The sequence below is a fragment of the Pseudomonas sp. PDM21 genome (assembly GCF_014852505.2).
Classification (GTDB): domain Bacteria; phylum Pseudomonadota; class Gammaproteobacteria; order Pseudomonadales; family Pseudomonadaceae; genus Pseudomonas.
In genome coordinates this window covers 1,104,613-1,119,576 of sequence record NZ_CM181223.1, presented here as the reverse complement: position 1 = coordinate 1,119,576, position 14,964 = coordinate 1,104,613, and the positions used below count along the sequence as shown (strand labels likewise).

The window sequence follows — 14,964 nt, the reverse complement described above, 5'->3', positions numbered from 1 at the left end:
CTACTTGCCAGGTTTCTGCTGGCGGAAGAAGGCCAGCTCGGTCTTGAGTTTCTTGATTTCGGCGGACATCGCGTCGATCCGCAGCATCAACTGCTCGCGGTTAGCGCGCTCCTCTTCGGCTTGCAGGCGCTTTTCATCCAGCGCCTGCGTCAGCTCGGCGTTCTGCGTTTCGAGCGTATCGATGCGCTCGCGTACCTGGCCGTCGTCACGGGCACGCAGTTGCCAGCCACCCAGTGCGAGGGCTGCCAGCACGATTAGCACCAACGCCGTCCAGCCCAGCCAGGCGAAGCCACGGGGAACGTGGGGGCGGTGCTCGGCGCGCAGCAGCTGGCGAGTGGAAGGCCGTTTAGTCCGTGGCCAGGCCATCGCTGTCGATCTCCATGCCGCCCAGGGAAAGGAAGTTCTGCGGGTCGACGAATTCGCCGTGGTAGAGCACTTCGAAGTGCAGGTGCGGGCCGGTGGAACGCCCTGTGGAGCCGACTTTGGCGATTTCCTGGCCTGGCAGAACGACGTCGCCGACCTTCACCAACAGCTTGGAAGCGTGGGCATAGCGGGTCACCAGGCCATTGCCATGGTCGATCTCCACGCGATTGCCATAGGATGCGTGGCGGCCGGAAACGATCACCCGGCCACCGGCGGCGGCATGGATGGGGCTGCCGATGGGCGCCGAGAAGTCCTGGCCGGAATGGAACGCCAGGTGGCGGTTGAACGGATCGACGCGATTGCCGAAGGGCGAACCCAGGCGCGCCTGCTCCATCGGGCGGCGCGCGGGAATGGCCATGAAATCGGCGTTGCGCCGGGCCACCTGATCCATCAGCAGGTCGAAGACCCGGCGCAGGCACTTGGCCGATTGCTCGTTGCGCTCGAGGTCGGCGGCCGATGCGGGCAGCGGGTCGACGCAGGCCCGAGGCGGCAGCAGGATGCCACCTTCGTTGCGGGTGGAACCTGACTTGCTCTTGGGGGTGGGCACCAGCTCGGGGTCGACCCTGGACAGCTTGCGGGCGATTTCCTCATGGCTGTCGACAGCCTTGAGCAGGTAGTCCGCATCCTTTTCCAGGACCTGCAGGCGGCCGGTCAGCTCGCCGATGCGCTCGGCGGCAAAACGCTCGCCGGACTCATCCGGCGCTTCGTCGGCCTGCGCCACCGGCACCATCACCGGCTCGGTCTGGCCCCGCCCGAGCCACAGCCCGCCAGCGAAGGCGACCGTGGCGAGGACCAGCGATAGACAGGCGGCGCCCAGCACATACCGGCGCGTGTCGACCAGGCGCAGGTCCGAGCGGGTCAGGGCTTGCCGTGAGGGGGAAAGGGATTTCATGGCGGTACCGTTGGAATGCATTCGGCCCGGCGGATGGCCGCCGGGGGTGCACAGGGTACCTGTTCTTGAAAACTTCGCAGCGGCTAAACACTGAAAAATGTAAATAAATAAGAAGAAATCATCCCGTCTGAGAAGACTTTCAGATGTTTCCCACTAACGCGATCACATTATTCCAGTGAATCAAACTGCCACTACGCCGGCAAAACGGACTCGATCTCCTGCAAACGATGCTCGTCCAGGCGCAGTTGGCGCGGGTGGAAGCGCTTCAGGCTGACCCGGTGACCAATGCTGACCAGGGTCACGCCCGGCAGCTGGTCGAGCAGCACCTGATAGAGCGCGGCCTCGTCGGTCTCATCCAGCGCGGAGGTGGCTTCGTCGAGGAACAGCCACTGCGGTGCGTAGAGCAACGCGCGGGCGATGGCCAGGCGCTGCTGCTCGCCCGGGGAGAGCACGCGCTGCCAGTGATCGGCGTCCTCCAGACGCGGCACCAGAGAATCCAGGCGGCACAGGTGCAGCACCTGCTTCAACTGCTCGGGGGCATGGCGATCACCTGACTCCGGATAACAGAGCGCCTCGGCCAGAGTGCCGATGGGCAGGTAGGGTTTCTGCGGGACGAACAGGCTGCGTGCGTCGGGCATCTGCACCACGCCGCTGCCGTAGCGCCACAGGCCACTCATGGCGCGCAACAGGGTGCTTTTGCCGCCTCCGGAAGGGCCGCCGATCAGAACGTGCTCGCCGGAGTTCAACTCCAGGCTGGTGGGTTGCAGCAGTTCGCGACCGTTGCCCAGGCTCAGGGTGAGGTTGTGCAGTTGCAGGTTGTCACCGGTCTTGCGCACGTCGATGTTGGCAGACTCGTGTGCCGTCTCGTCCATGGTCTCGCGGAAGCTCAGCAGACGGTCGCAGGTGGCGCGCCAGCTGGCGAGGCTGGCATAAGCGTCGATGAACCAGCTCAGGCCGTCCTGCACGTTGCCGAAGGCGGAGTTGATCTGCATGAGTTCGCCCAGCTGGATCTGTCCGGAGAAATAGCGCGGTGCGGCGACGATGAAGGGGAACACGGTGGCGATCTGGGCATAACCGGAGCTGAAGAAGGTCAGGCGTTTCTGCACCTTCATCAGTTCCCAGAAGTTGCCCCAGACGTTGCGGAAGCGCCCCATCAACCGGTTGCTTTCGTTGGCCTCGCCGTTGTACAGGGCGATGCTTTCGGCGTTCTCACGTACTCGCACCAGGCCGAAACGCAGGTCTGCCTCGTAGCGTTGCTGACGGTTGTTCAGGCCGATCAGGCGGCGTGCGATGAGGTGGGTCAGCCAGCTGCCGACCGCAGCGTAGAGCAGTGCCGCCCAGAACATGTAGCCGGGGATGTTGATGCCGAAGAGTTCGATGCTGCCGGACACGCCCCAGAGAATGACCGAGAAGGACACCAGGCTGACGATGTTGCGGATCAGCCCCAGACCAAGGGTCAGGGTGGTGTCGGTGAAGCTGTTGAGATCTTCGGAAAGACGCTGGTCGGGGTTGTCGGTGTGCCCGCGCTGCTCCAGGCGGTAGTAGTTCTTGTCGCCCAGCCAGGCGGCGAAGTGCTTCTCCGTGAGCCAGCGGCGCCAGCGGATGGTGAGCATCTGCGTGAGATACAGCCGGTACACCGCCGTGAGGATGAACACTGCGGCGATGCCGCAGAACATCAGCATCAGGTGGATGAAGCTCTTCAGGTCCTTGTTCTGCAGGGCGTTGTAGAAGTCGCGGTACCAGCTGTTGAGCCAGACGCTGAGGGCCACGCCGACCAGCGACAGCGCGATCACCACGATCAGCAGCAGCCAGGCTATGCCCTTCTCTTCGCTGCGCCAGTAGGGCGCGGTGAGCTGCCAGACTCGGTGGAAGAAGCGGCTGCGAACGGCGTCGTTCGCGGCCCGGTATTCGGCGCTGTCGGTCATGGGGTCGGCTCGCACGGCTGGAAATAAAAAGGAGCGCTCATTGGCGCTCCTTTGTCTTATCGATCGCTTAACGCCTCACCGGGCGTTTCTGCAGCTTACGTTGCAATGTGCGCCGGTGCATACCCAGCGCTCGGGCGGTCGCGGAGATGTTGCCGTCATGTTCGGCAAGCACGCGCTGGATATGTTCCCACTGCAGGCGGTCGACCGACATGGGGTTTTCCGGCACCAGGGATTCCAGGTCGGCATGTTGCGACAACAGCGCGGTGAGTACGTCGTCGGCATCGGCCGGCTTGCACAGGTAGTTGGTGGCGCCGCGCTTGATGGCCTCCACCGCGGTGGCGATGCTGGAATAGCCGGTGAGGATCACCACGCGCATCTCGGCATCGAGCTCGAGCAGCTTGGGCAGCAGCACCAGGCCGGAGTCGCCGTCCATCTTCAGGTCCAGCACGGCGTAGTCGGGCAGATCTTCCTTGGCCATGGCCAGGCCTTCCTCGGCGGAGCCGGCGACCGACACCCGCAACCCGCGACGGGTCATGGCGCGGGCCATGACGCGGGTAAAGGTGGCATCGTCGTCCACCAGCAGCAGGTGGGGCTGCTCTTCGCCTTCGAACAGGATCTCTTCGCTCATGGTACTTCCTCGCGGGCGCGGCTCTCAGGCCACGCCATAGCTTCTGGGCAGACGCAACTCGGTCAGAGTGCCGCCATCTTCATGGTTATACAACTTCACCGTTCCACCCGCGCGGGTCACGCTGGCCTGACTGAGGAACAACCCCAGGCCAAAGCCCTTGCCCTTGGTGGTGAAGAACGGCTTGCCGAGCTGTTCGGCAATGGCCAGCGGCACGCCCGGGCCCTGGTCGCGGATGCTCAGGCAGATTTCACCGGCATCCCAGTCCAGGCGGATGTCCAGATCGTCCGGACAGGCGTCCGTCGCATTATTCAGAAGATTCAGCAGCGCCTGACTCAAGTCGGTCGGCGGCGTCATCCGCGGCGCCTTGCCCTTGCCCAGCGTCTGGTAGCGATAGCTCGCCTCGGGGCGCATCAGGTGCCAGCGACGCAGCACCGACTCGACCCATTCGTTGGCGCCCTGCTCTTCCACCGCCTGGCGACGATCCGCCTCGGCGGCGCGTACCAGGTGCTGAAGAGTGGTCTTGCAGAGCTTGACCTGCTCCTGCAGCAGGGCGAGATCTTCCTGCAACATCGGCTGGTCCGCATTGGTCTGGCGCAACTCCTTGAGCAATACGCTCATGGTCGCCAGCGGCGTGCCCAGCTCATGGGCAGCGCCGGCGGCCTGGGTGGCAACGGCCAGCAGCTGCTGGTCGCGCATGCCTTCCTCGCGGCGTTGCGCCTGCAGTTGCTCCTGCCGGCGTAGCGACTCGGACATGCGGGCGACGAAGAAGGTAATCAGCGCGGCGGCCAGTGCGAAGCTCAGCCACATGCCGTAGATCAGCAGGTTGTCGCGCTGCCCGGCAGCCATCTCCAGCGGGTGGAACCACACCAGCAGCACCGTGTAGCTGGCCAGCGCAAGGCCGGCCAGGGCGATGGTGTACAGCCACGGCAAGGTCGCTGCGGCGATGGTCAGCGGCACCAGGTAATAGGAGACGAAGGGGTTGCTCGAACCGCCCGAGTAATAGAGCAGCACGCTGTGGATGACCAGGTCGCAGGCGAGCTGGACGGCGTACTCGAGCTCGGTGACCGGCCACGGACCGCGCAGGCGCAGCGCAGTACCCAGGCACAGCACGAGGGAGACGCCGATGGTCACGCCGAGCGCCAGCCAGGGCAGCTGGATCAGCTGGGCCTTGTAGGCGAGCCCGACGGAACCGGCCTGGGCGGCAAGGACGAGAATACGGATGAGCGTCAGATGCAGAAGGTTCTGACGACTGGCGGACAGCTGGAAAACCGGTGGGCGCATGGTGAATTCCGGAATTTGCGCGAGTATAGCCAAGAGCCCCCTCCCCTTAATGCGGCATAGCGCCACAGCATACTCCAGCGCGCCCTGTGACGGCCGCCCCAGCCCGAAACAATTGGTGACATCGGTCATTAACCCGAATCCGAACCCTTCCTCGTCAAAGGGTCTGACAGTTCTCGCCACTGCCTCTACTAAGCTGTGGCCCGGACATTTTCTGGAGCAAGGAGTCATCCATGTCTGTACTGAAGAAACCCTTCACCGCCATCGCCGCCGCCATCGCCCTGTGCGCCACCAGCCTGGGAGCCCTGGCAGACGAACCTCGCTACAACCAGGTTTCGCTGCGCGCCGAGGTCAGCCAGGAAGTCGCCCACGACCTGATGCACGTGACCCTGTTCAGCGAAGGCCAGGGCACCGACCCGGCCAAGCTCGCCGCCGAGACCACCACCGCGATGAACGCGGCGGTCGAGCAGGCCCGCAAGGTGAAAGGCGTGACTGTCAGCCTGGGCAGCCGCAGCAGCTACCCGGTGTATGACGACAAGGGACAGAAGATCACCGCCTGGCGCGAGCGCGCGGAAATCCGCCTGGAAAGCACCGACTTCGCCGCCCTCTCCCAGCTCAGTGCCGACCTGCTGGGCAAGCTGAAGATGGGCAGCATGAACTTCAGCATCGCCGACGCCACCCGCGCGAAGAATGAGGACGCGATGATGAAAGGCGCCGTGGATGCCTTCAAGGCCCGCGCCCAGGTCCTCACCGACGCGCTCGGCGGCAAGGGTTACAAGCTGGTCAGCCTCAGCCTGAACACCTCCGGCGCGCCGCACCCCATGCCGGTGATGCGCATGGCGGCGATGAAGGCCGATAGCTACGGCGGCGCCCCAGCGCAGGAAATCGAAGCCGGCACCAGCCAGGTCACCGTCAGTGCCGATGGCACGATCGAGGTGCAGATGCCGTAACACCTACGCTCTCCTCCAGCGCGGCGCCTCCTTCGGACCGGGGCGCCGCCACCCGACCGCGCGGTTCCCATTGTCGAAATTGCGACATTCCCTTGCACCCGCGTCACAACTTCTACACTCACCCCGGTCGACCGCTTGCGCCCGGCATGTGCCGTGCATAGCTTCACGCAACGCAGCTCACGAGGCTGCCCCTCGATGACAACCAGAATAAACAGAGGTCCGTATGCGTAAGAACGCCGTCATCCGCTCCATGATTGCCGCTGGGCTGATCGCCAGCGCCCCGCTCGCCCACGCCGCCAACAACCTGGTCTACTGCTCCGAAGGCAGCCCCGCGGGCTTCGACCCCGGCCAGTACACCACCGGCACCGATTTCGACGCTTCGGCCGAGACGGTCTTCAACCGCCTCACCCAGTTCGAGCGCGGCGGCACCCAGGTCATCCCAGGGCTGGCGGAAAAGTGGGACGTATCCGATGACGGCAAGACCTACACCTTCCACCTGCGTTCCGGCGTGAAGTTCCACACCACCGACTACTTCAAGCCGACCCGCGAGTTCAACGCCGACGACGTGCTGTTCACCTTCAACCGCATGCTCGACAAGAACCATCCGTTCCGTAAGGCGTACCAGACCGAATTCCCCTACTTCACCGACATGGGCATGGACGCGAACATCGCCAAGGTGGAGAAGGTCGACGACCACACCGTCAAGTTCACCCTCAACGAAGTCGACGCCGCGTTCATCCAGAACCTGGCCATGAGCTTCGCCTCGATCCAGTCCGGCGAATACGCCGACCAGTTGCTCAAGCAGGGCAAGGCCGCCGATATCAACCAGAAGCCGATCGGCACCGGTCCGTTCGTGTTCAGTCGCTACCAGAAGGACGCGATGATCCGCTTCAAGGCCAACCCGGACTACTGGAACAAGGGCGAGGTGAAGATCGACAACCTGATCTTCGCCATCAACACCGACGCCTCGGTGCGCATGCAGAAGCTCAAGGCCAACGAGTGCCAGATCACCCTCTTCCCGCGCCCGGCCGACCTGGAAGCGCTGAAGAAGGATGCGAACCTGAACATGCCGTCGCAGCCAGGCTTCAACCTTGGCTACATCGCCTACAACGTCCTGCACAAGCCGTTCGACAAGCTTGAAGTGCGCGAGGCGCTGGACATGGCGGTGAACAAGAAGGCGATCATCGACGCCGTCTACCAGGGTGCCGGCCAGCTGGCCGTGAACGGCATGCCGCCAACCCAGTGGTCCTACGACGACACCATCAAGGACGCCGGCTACAACCCGGAAAAGGCCAAGGAACTGCTGAAGAAGGCCGGCGTGGCCGAAGGCACCGAGATCACCCTTTGGGCCATGCCGGTGCAGCGCCCCTACAACCCCAACGCCAAGCTGATGGCCGAGATGCTGCAGTCCGACTGGGCCAAGGTCGGTATCAAGGCGAAGATCGTCACCTACGAGTGGGGCGAGTACATCAAGCGCGCCAAGGGCGGCGAGCACGACGCCATGCTGATCGGCTGGAGCGGCGATAACGGTGACCCGGACAACTGGCTGGGTACCCTCTACGGCTGCGACGCCGTGGATGGCAACAACTTCTCCAAGTGGTGCGACCCGGCCTACGACAAGCTGATCAAGGATGCCAAGCGCACCCCCGACCAGGCCAAGCGCACCGAGCTGTACAAGCAGGCCCAGCACATACTCAAGGAGCAGGTGCCGATCACCCCGATCGCCCACTCCACCGTGTACCAACCGATGCGCAAGACGGTGCAGGACTTCAAGATCAGCCCGTTCGCGCTGAACTCGTTCTACGGCGTCAGCGTAGGCAAGTAAGGCCAGCGGCCGCCGGGTGTCCCGGCGGCCCTTTCTTCCGGCAGCCGCCGTGCGCAATGCGCTCATCCGCCTGACCCTCGCCAGCCTGCTCGGCTGCGCGCCGGCATTCGGCCAATCCCTGGTGGTCTGCACCGAGGCCAGCCCGGAAGGGTTCGACATCACCCAGTACACCGCCGCCACCACCGCCGATGCTTCGGCGGAAACCGTCTTCGAGCGCCTGGTGCAGTTCGCCCCCGGCAGCACCCGCGTGGTGCCCGCGCTGGCCCAGAGCTGGGAGATCAGCGACGACGGCCTGCAGTACACCTTCGCCCTGCGTCAGGGCGTGAAATTCCACAGCACCGACTACTTCACCCCGACCCGCGACTTCGACGCCGACGATGTGCTCTGGAGCTTCCAGCGCCAGCTCGACCCGAAACATCCGTGGAACAAGCTGGCCCCGCGCGGCTTCCCCTACGCCGAGGCCATGGGCCTGCCCGGCCTGATCAGCGCGGTGGAAAAGCTCGACGACCACCACGTGCGCTTCACCCTCAGGCATCCGGAGGCGCCCTTCCTCGCCGACCTGGCAATGGGCTTCGCCTCCATCTATTCCGCCGAGTACGGCGACCTGCTGCTGGCCGCCGAGAAGGCCGACCAGCTGAACAACCTGCCCATCGGCACCGGCCCCTTCGTCTTCCAGCGCTACCAGAAGGACGCCCAGGTGCGCTTCAACGCCAACCCCGACTACTGGGGCGGCAGGCCGAAGATCGACCGCCTGCTGCTGGCGATCACTCCTGATCCAAACGTGCGTATCCAGAAGGTCAAGGCCGGCGACTGCCAGATCGCCGTCTACCCCAAGCCCACCGACATCCCCGCGCTGCGCCAGGATCCGAAGCTGACGATCGAGGAACTGGACTCGCTGCTGGTCGCCTATGTCGGCATCAATACCCGGCACAAGCCGCTGGACGACGTGCGCGTGCGCCAGGCGATCAACCTCGTCTTCGATCGCGACGCCTACCTGCGCGCGCAATTCGGCGAAGGCGCCGCAACGCTGGCTGTGGCGCCTTATCCGCCGACACTGTGGGGTTCCGATCCGCAACTCAAGGTCTGGCCTCACGATCCGTCGCGGGCAAAACAGCTGCTGGATGAAGCGGGCATCAAGCCCGGCCTGAAACTGTCGATCTGGACCCGCCCCGGCGGCGGGCCGACCAACCCCAACCCCGGCATCGGCGCGCAGATGCTGCAGAACGACCTGGGGCAGATCGGCATCCAGGCGGACATCCGCGTGTTCGAATGGGGCGAGCTGATCAAACGCGCCAAGCAGGGCGAGCACGACCTGATTTTCATGGGCTGGGCCGGCGACAACGGCGATCCGGACAACTTCCTGACACCGAACCTTTCCTGCGCCGCCGCCAAGAGTGGCGAGAACCAGGCGGGCTGGTGCAACGCGGAGTTCGACGAACTGCTGCGCAAGGCCCGCGCCATCACCGATCAGGAAGCCCGGGCGGGCCTCTACCGCCAGGCCTTGGCGATCTACCAGCGCGAGGCACCGTGGATCGCCCTGGCCTACCCGAAGCAGTTCGCCGTGGTGCGGCCGGGCGTGAGCGGTTTCACCCTGAGCCCGCTGGGGTCGAACAACTTCTCGCGGGTTGAAGTCGCGCCCTGACTTTAGGAGCGCGCCATGCGCGCGATCGCTGGCATGGCCCGCTCCTGGACCAAACTTCAGGCATCCAGGCCGAACGGATCGTCCACTGAATGACTCGGCTGGGTGAACCAGCGCGGACCTTCCGCCGTCATGTAGAAGTGGTCCTCCAGACGGATCCCGAACTCCCCCGGCACACAGATCATCGGCTCGTTGCTGAAGCACATGCCGACGTCCAGCGGCGTCCTGTCGCCGCGCACCAGGTACGGCCCCTCGTGGATATCCAGACCGATACCGTGGCCGGTGCGGTGCGGCAATCCGGGCAGCGCGTAATCCGGCCCTAGGCCGCCGGCCTCCAGGCAACGGCGGGCCGCGGCATCCACCTGCTCGCAGGGCTCACCCAGTACAGCGGCATCGAACGCAGCCTGCTGCGCGGCCTTTTCCAGGTTCCACAGCTCGCGCTGGCGCGCGCTGGGCGAGCCGAACACGTAGCTGCGGGTGATATCCGAGTTGTAGCCGAACAGCTGGCAGCCCGTGTCGATCAGTACCATGTCGCCTTCCCGCAACGGGCGCGGTTGGCGCACGCCGTGGGGGAAGGCGCTGTCCTCGCCGAACAGCACGATGCAGAAGGTCGAACCCGGTGCGCCGACCTTCCGGTGCGCCGCCTCGATGAAGCGCGTCACCTCGATGGTGGTAATACCTCCGCGCAGGATGCTCGCAGCGGCCTTGTGGACTTCCAGGGTCATGTCCTTCGCCCGCTGCATCAGCGCCAGCTCCGCCGGCGACTTGCAGCGCCGGCACTCCTCGATCAGCGCACCGGCGTCCACCAGTTGCAGCTTGCTCGTCGCCTGGCGCAGGCGCTCGAACATGCCGAACGGCAGGCTGTGGGAAAGACCGACCCGCGCGCCGTCATGCACCTCGATCTCCGCCAGCATTCCGGCCAACAGGGTGAACGGGCTTTCATGCTCGGCCCAAACGCAGATGCTGCCGGGCAGCACCTGCAGCTCACGCACAGTGCCTTCCTCGAAGGCCGGGGCGATGTAGCGCACTTCGCCCCGCGCGGGCACCAGCGCGCCCACCAGGCGTTCGCTGGGGCTCCACTTCAGGCCGGTGAAATAGACCAGCGTGCTGCCGGCATCGACGAATACCGCCGAGATTTCCCGCGCCTGCATCAACTGCTGCAGCTGCGCGATGCGCGCCTGGTACTCCTCGAGCGCAATGGGGCGAGCGCCGGCCGTCATGACCTGCAATTTCGCCAGCGCCTGCTCGGGGCTCACGCCCCCAACTCCCAATGTCATGCGACTCTCCCGAGGAATGGAATGAAACGACATGAAATTTAAGCAGCACTGAAATTTCCGGTCAAAGGCTTTTCGGTGTCCTGCCTTCTTGCGGCCGATTTTCCGTCCGCTGATGGCTCGATGCTTTCACCGGGCGACGACACTGGTATGCTGCCGGCGTCCCACAAGAGCCTTGCCAATGTCCGCAGATCGTATCGGAGAACGCCTGCGCCGTTATCGGCGCGCAGCGAAGAAGACCCTGAACCAGGTGGCCGCCGAATCCGGCCTGACCGCCAGTTTCCTGTCCCAGGCCGAGCGCAATCTCACTGGCGTCTCGCTGTCCTCCCTGGCCAGCATCGCCAAGGCGCTGGACGTACCGCTCAACGCCCTCTTCGATTCTCCGCAGCAGATCCCGCCGGACTCGCACCAGGGCGAGCGCGTGCGCTACACCATCGAAGGCCAGCCGCTGAGCTACGAGCGGCTGTCCAGCAGCTTCCCCGGCAACCAGCTGAACGCGGTGAAGGTGACTGTCCCGGTGGGCTACGAATCCGAACTGATCACCCATGACGGCTCGGAATTCGCCTACGTCCTCACCGGGCGTATCGCCTACGACATCGATGGCCACACCTATCCGCTGGGCCCTGGCGACTCCGTACACTTCGACTCCGGCAAGCGTCATTGCCTGCGCAATGTCGGCGACAGCGTGGCGGAAATGCTCACCGTCACCACCCTTCCGCTGTTCGGCGAACATCCCGCCACCTGATTCACAGACTGCCAAAATTTTCAGTACCACTGAATTTTAAGTTGAACTTAATTTCAGCCTGACTTAACTTCGGCGCGGCGTGGCCGGGCACAGCCCGACCATGAATGGATAGGCCTTATCCGGACCAGTCCGACCAGGCCGGCTGCAAACCCATCGGTTCGCCGGCCCCTCAGAAAAACAAGAATGAGGTCAGGCAATGCGCAAGATGCGACGTAATCCCCTGCACGCACTCGCCTTCGGCGGGCTGCTGCTCGCCGGCTCCGCGGCCCAGGCCGCCTCCAGCCTGGTGTACTGCTCCGAAGGCAGCCCGGCGGGCTTCGACCCCGGCCAATACACCACCGGCACCGATTACGACGCCACCTCGGAAACCCTGTTCAATCGCCTCGTGCAGTTCCAGCGTGGCGGCACCGAAGCTCAGCCAGCCCTCGCGCAAAGCTGGGAAACCTCCGCCGACGGCAAGACCTGGACCTTCCACCTGCGCCCGGGTGTGAAGTTCCACGCCACCGACTACTTCAAGCCGACCCGCGAATTCAACGCCGATGACGTGCTGTTCACCTTCAACCGCATGCTCGACAAGGAGCAGCCGTTCCGCAAGGCGTACCCCACCGAGTTCCCGTACTTCACCGACATGGGCCTGGATCGCAACATCGCCAGGGTCGGCAAGGTCGACGAACACACCGTGACCTTCACCCTGAACGAAGTCGACGCGGCCTTCGTGCAGAACCTGGCGATGAACTTTGCGGTGATCCAGTCCGCCGAATACGCCGACCAGCTGCTCAAACAGGGCAAGCCCGGCGAGATCAACCAGAAGCCCATCGGCACCGGTCCGTTCGTGTTCAGCCGCTACCAGAAGGACGCGATGATCCGCTTCAAGGGCAACAAGGATTACTGGAAGCCCGAGGACGTGAAGGTCGACAACCTGGTCTTCGCCATCAATACCGACGCCTCGGTGCGCATGCAGAAGCTCAAGGCCGGCGAATGCCAGATCACCCTGAACCCGCGCCCGGCGGACCTCGAGGCGCTGAAGCAGGACCCGAACCTGAACATGCCGTCACAGCCAGGCTTCAACCTCGGCTACCTGGCCTACAACGTCACCCACGCTCCGCTGGACAAGACCGATGTGCGCCGCGCGCTGGACATGGCGCTGAACAAGCAGGCGATCATCGACGCGATCTACCAGGGCGCCGGCCAGCTGGCGGTGAACGCGATGCCGCCGACCCAGTGGTCCTATGACCAATCGATCAAGGGCCAGGCCTACGATCCGGAGCAGGCCAGGGCGCTGCTGAAGCAAGCCGGCGTGGCCGAAGGAACCGAGATCACCCTCTGGGCGATGCCCGTGCAACGCCCGTACAACCCCAACGCCAAGCTGATGGCCGAGATGATCCAGGCCGACTGGGCCAAGGTCGGCATCAAGGCGAAGATCGTCACCTATGAGTGGGGCGAGTACATCAAGCGTGCCCATGCCGGCGAGCATGACGCCATGCTGTTCGGCTGGACCGGCGACAACGGTGATCCGGACAACTGGCTGGGCACCCTCTACGGCTGCGATTCGGTGAGCGGCAACAACGTCTCCAAGTGGTGCAACGCCGACTACGACAAGCTGGTGCGCCAGGCCAAGGCCACCACCGACCACGACCAGCGAGTAGCCCTGTACCAAAAGGCCCAGCAACTCCTCGCGCAGCAGTTGCCGATCAGCCCCATCGCCCACTCCACCGTCTACCAGCCCATGCGCAAATCGGTGCAGGGTTTCCTGATCAGCCCTTTCGGGCGCAACTCCTTCTACGGCGTGGCCAACCAGCCCTGATCGCCGACCCGACACTGGCGGCCGCGGCCGCCTGAACGCCAGCCCGGCACAGACCGGGCGGCACATCCCGTCTTCCCCTCCGCCTGCCGGCTCCCCCATCTCTCCGATGGGCGGAGGGGATGCATTCGTTGCTAGGAAAACCGACAACAACAAGGAGCAACTCATGCAGCATCACGTATTCACCCGCACGCTTCTGGCACTCGCCGTCCTGGGCGCCCCGCTGGGCCAGGCATTCGCCGACGAGGACGATCTGCCCCCAGACGAAACCCGCCGCGCCAGCGAAGTGGTGGTCAAGGGCCAGGCCGGCGCGAAAGGCTTCGTCGAAGGCCAGAGCCTGACCTTCAGCACCCGCAACTTCGCCGCCCGCGAGCAGATGAAGGACAGTTTCCACTTCAACATCAAGAAGGACGGCTATACCGAGCCGACCCACAGCCGCTACACCTGGACCCAGGGCAGCCAGCTCAAGTACAGCTCCGGCTACACCCAGGGCACCGTGGGCGTCGGCCTGGACGCCTCCGCCTTCAACGAGATCGCCCTGGAACGCGGCCACGGACGCATCGCTGGCGGCGGTACGCGCACCCTGACCGACAGCGACGGAGATGCCGTGCCGCAGTGGTCGAAGATGGGCGTGGCCAACCTGAAGCTGCGCGCCTCCAACACCGAGCTGCGCGCGGGTCGCCAGCAGACCGAGACCCCGGTCTTCAACATCAACGACAACCGCGCCCTGCCCTCGTCCTTCGATGGCGTCAGCCTCCTCAGCGAAGAGCTGGAAGGCCTGCAGGTCCAGGCTGGCAGCTTCACCCGCGCCAGCCCGCGCACCGGCGCAGGCAGCGAACGCCTGACCACCGAGTACGGTGCGCAGGACTTTTCCGGCAGCCACTTCAGCTTCCTGGGCGGCAGCTACCAGGCGATGAAGGAACTGAAGCTCACCGCTTACGGCGCGCACTTCGAAGACATCTGGAACCAGTACTACTTCGGCGCGTCCCACGACCTGGGCGACCCATCCAGCCTGGCGCTGAATACCAGCCTGAACTACTACCACACCGGCGACACCGGCGAGCGCAAGGCCGGCTACATCGACAACGATGCCTACAGCCTCGCCTTCACCCTCACCCACGGCGCCCATGCCGTGCTGCTGGGCTGGCAGCAGATCCGTGGCGACGAGTACTTCGACTACGTGCACGAGACTGCGGCTATCTACCTGGCCAACTCCCTGCTCTCCGACTACAACGGTCCCAACGAAAAGTCCCTGCAGCTGCGCTACAGCACCGACTGGGCGGCCTTCGGCGTGCCCGGCCTGACCACCATGGCGTGGTACGCCAAGGGCTGGGGTATCGACGGCACCCACTACGACGGCGACCGCAACGGCGTGAGCGGCTACAACGTGCGCGCCATGGACGACGAGAAGCACCACGAGCTCGGCCTCTCCACCGGCTACACGCTGCAGGACGGCCCGCTCAAGAGCAGCAGCTTCCGCGTGACCTACATGAAGCACCTGGCGAGCCAGAATCAGGCGGACGGCAGCGTCAACGAGATCCGCCTGGTCAGCAACTTCCCGTTCAACCTGCTGTAAGGAGAACC

General features: G+C 64.6%; 12 protein-coding genes. 6 read left to right on the top strand and 6 right to left on the bottom strand.

Translation table 11 applies throughout. The features are described 5' to 3' along the window. The 5 genes from IB275_RS05385 to IB275_RS05365 all read right to left on the bottom strand — a co-directional run bounded on the left by IB275_RS05385 (position 1) and on the right by IB275_RS05365 (position 5,149). A complete protein-coding gene (locus IB275_RS05385; protein WP_225601846.1) occupies positions 1-366 on the bottom strand; it encodes a hypothetical protein in 366 nt (121 codons plus the stop codon). Then, on the bottom strand, positions 347-1,315 hold the full coding sequence (locus tag IB275_RS05380; protein ID WP_192290059.1) for a M23 family metallopeptidase: 969 nt from the start codon (positions 1,313-1,315) through the stop codon (positions 347-349). Before IB275_RS05380 ends, IB275_RS05385 begins: the two co-directional genes overlap by 20 nt. Before the next feature lie 191 nt (positions 1,316-1,506). Then, positions 1,507-3,240, bottom strand: a complete 1,734-nt coding sequence (locus tag IB275_RS05375) for an ABC transporter ATP-binding protein/permease (protein WP_192290061.1) — start codon at positions 3,238-3,240, stop codon at positions 1,507-1,509. Positions 3,241-3,307: 67 nt separating this feature from the next. Beyond that, positions 3,308-3,868 (bottom strand): response regulator transcription factor, encoded by a 561-nt coding sequence (locus IB275_RS05370; RefSeq protein WP_081517431.1) that lies wholly within the window; start codon positions 3,866-3,868, stop codon positions 3,308-3,310. 24 nt (positions 3,869-3,892) lie between these two features. Then, a complete protein-coding gene (locus IB275_RS05365) occupies positions 3,893-5,149 on the bottom strand; it encodes an ATP-binding protein (RefSeq protein ID WP_045209553.1) in 1,257 nt (418 codons plus the stop codon). A gap of 230 nt (positions 5,150-5,379) precedes the next feature. Between IB275_RS05365 and IB275_RS05360 the strand changes: the two genes are divergently transcribed. The 3 genes from IB275_RS05360 to IB275_RS05350 all read left to right on the top strand — a co-directional run bounded on the left by IB275_RS05360 (position 5,380) and on the right by IB275_RS05350 (position 9,563). After that, positions 5,380-6,096, top strand: a complete 717-nt coding sequence (locus IB275_RS05360; protein WP_192290063.1) for an SIMPL domain-containing protein — start codon at positions 5,380-5,382, stop codon at positions 6,094-6,096. A gap of 223 nt (positions 6,097-6,319) precedes the next feature. Then, a complete protein-coding gene (locus IB275_RS05355; protein WP_151189453.1) occupies positions 6,320-7,921 on the top strand; it encodes an ABC transporter substrate-binding protein in 1,602 nt (533 codons plus the stop codon). A 49-nt stretch (positions 7,922-7,970) separates the two neighbouring features. Continuing rightward, positions 7,971-9,563, top strand: coding sequence for an ABC transporter substrate-binding protein (locus tag IB275_RS05350; protein WP_192290065.1), 1,593 nt, complete (start codon positions 7,971-7,973; stop codon positions 9,561-9,563). Between the two features lie 56 nt (positions 9,564-9,619). Here the strand turns inward: IB275_RS05350 and IB275_RS05345 are convergent, their stop codons facing one another. Beyond that, positions 9,620-10,837: a M24 family metallopeptidase gene (locus IB275_RS05345; protein WP_192290067.1), complete on the bottom strand. Its 1,218-nt coding sequence runs from the start codon at positions 10,835-10,837 to the stop codon at positions 9,620-9,622. Between the two features lie 178 nt (positions 10,838-11,015). Here IB275_RS05345 and IB275_RS05340 point away from each other — a divergent pair, with 178 nt between their 5' ends. The 3 genes from IB275_RS05340 to IB275_RS05330 all read left to right on the top strand — a co-directional run bounded on the left by IB275_RS05340 (position 11,016) and on the right by IB275_RS05330 (position 14,956). Continuing rightward, complete coding sequence (locus tag IB275_RS05340) at positions 11,016-11,579, top strand: helix-turn-helix domain-containing protein (RefSeq protein ID WP_081517427.1); 564 nt, start codon at positions 11,016-11,018, stop codon at positions 11,577-11,579. A 196-nt stretch (positions 11,580-11,775) separates the two neighbouring features. Beyond that, positions 11,776-13,383, top strand: a complete 1,608-nt coding sequence (locus IB275_RS05335) for an ABC transporter substrate-binding protein (RefSeq protein ID WP_192290069.1) — start codon at positions 11,776-11,778, stop codon at positions 13,381-13,383. A gap of 163 nt (positions 13,384-13,546) precedes the next feature. Continuing rightward, positions 13,547-14,956, top strand: a complete 1,410-nt coding sequence (locus tag IB275_RS05330; protein WP_192290071.1) for an OprD family porin — start codon at positions 13,547-13,549, stop codon at positions 14,954-14,956. The last annotated feature ends 8 nt before the right edge of the window (positions 14,957-14,964 follow it).

Bases quoted from the DNA above. Each gene is read 5' to 3' on its own strand.
- IB275_RS05335 (WP_192290069.1), top strand. From the start codon at position 11,776: ATGCGCAAGATGCGACGTAATCCCCTGCACGCACTCGCCTTCGGCGGG.
- IB275_RS05360 (WP_192290063.1), top strand. From the start codon at position 5,380: ATGTCTGTACTGAAGAAACCCTTCACCGCCATCGCCGCCGCCATCGCC.
- IB275_RS05380 (WP_192290059.1), bottom strand. From the start codon at position 1,315: ATGAAATCCCTTTCCCCCTCACGGCAAGCCCTGACCCGCTCGGACCTG.
- IB275_RS05355 (WP_151189453.1), top strand. From the start codon at position 6,320: ATGCGTAAGAACGCCGTCATCCGCTCCATGATTGCCGCTGGGCTGATC.
- IB275_RS05340 (WP_081517427.1), top strand. From the start codon at position 11,016: ATGTCCGCAGATCGTATCGGAGAACGCCTGCGCCGTTATCGGCGCGCA.
- IB275_RS05385 (WP_225601846.1), bottom strand. From the start codon at position 366: ATGGCCTGGCCACGGACTAAACGGCCTTCCACTCGCCAGCTGCTGCGC.
- IB275_RS05375 (WP_192290061.1), bottom strand. From the start codon at position 3,240: ATGACCGACAGCGCCGAATACCGGGCCGCGAACGACGCCGTTCGCAGC.
- IB275_RS05365 (WP_045209553.1), bottom strand. From the start codon at position 5,149: ATGCGCCCACCGGTTTTCCAGCTGTCCGCCAGTCGTCAGAACCTTCTG.
- IB275_RS05370 (WP_081517431.1), bottom strand. From the start codon at position 3,868: ATGAGCGAAGAGATCCTGTTCGAAGGCGAAGAGCAGCCCCACCTGCTG.
- IB275_RS05345 (WP_192290067.1), bottom strand. From the start codon at position 10,837: ATGACATTGGGAGTTGGGGGCGTGAGCCCCGAGCAGGCGCTGGCGAAA.
- IB275_RS05330 (WP_192290071.1), top strand. From the start codon at position 13,547: ATGCAGCATCACGTATTCACCCGCACGCTTCTGGCACTCGCCGTCCTG.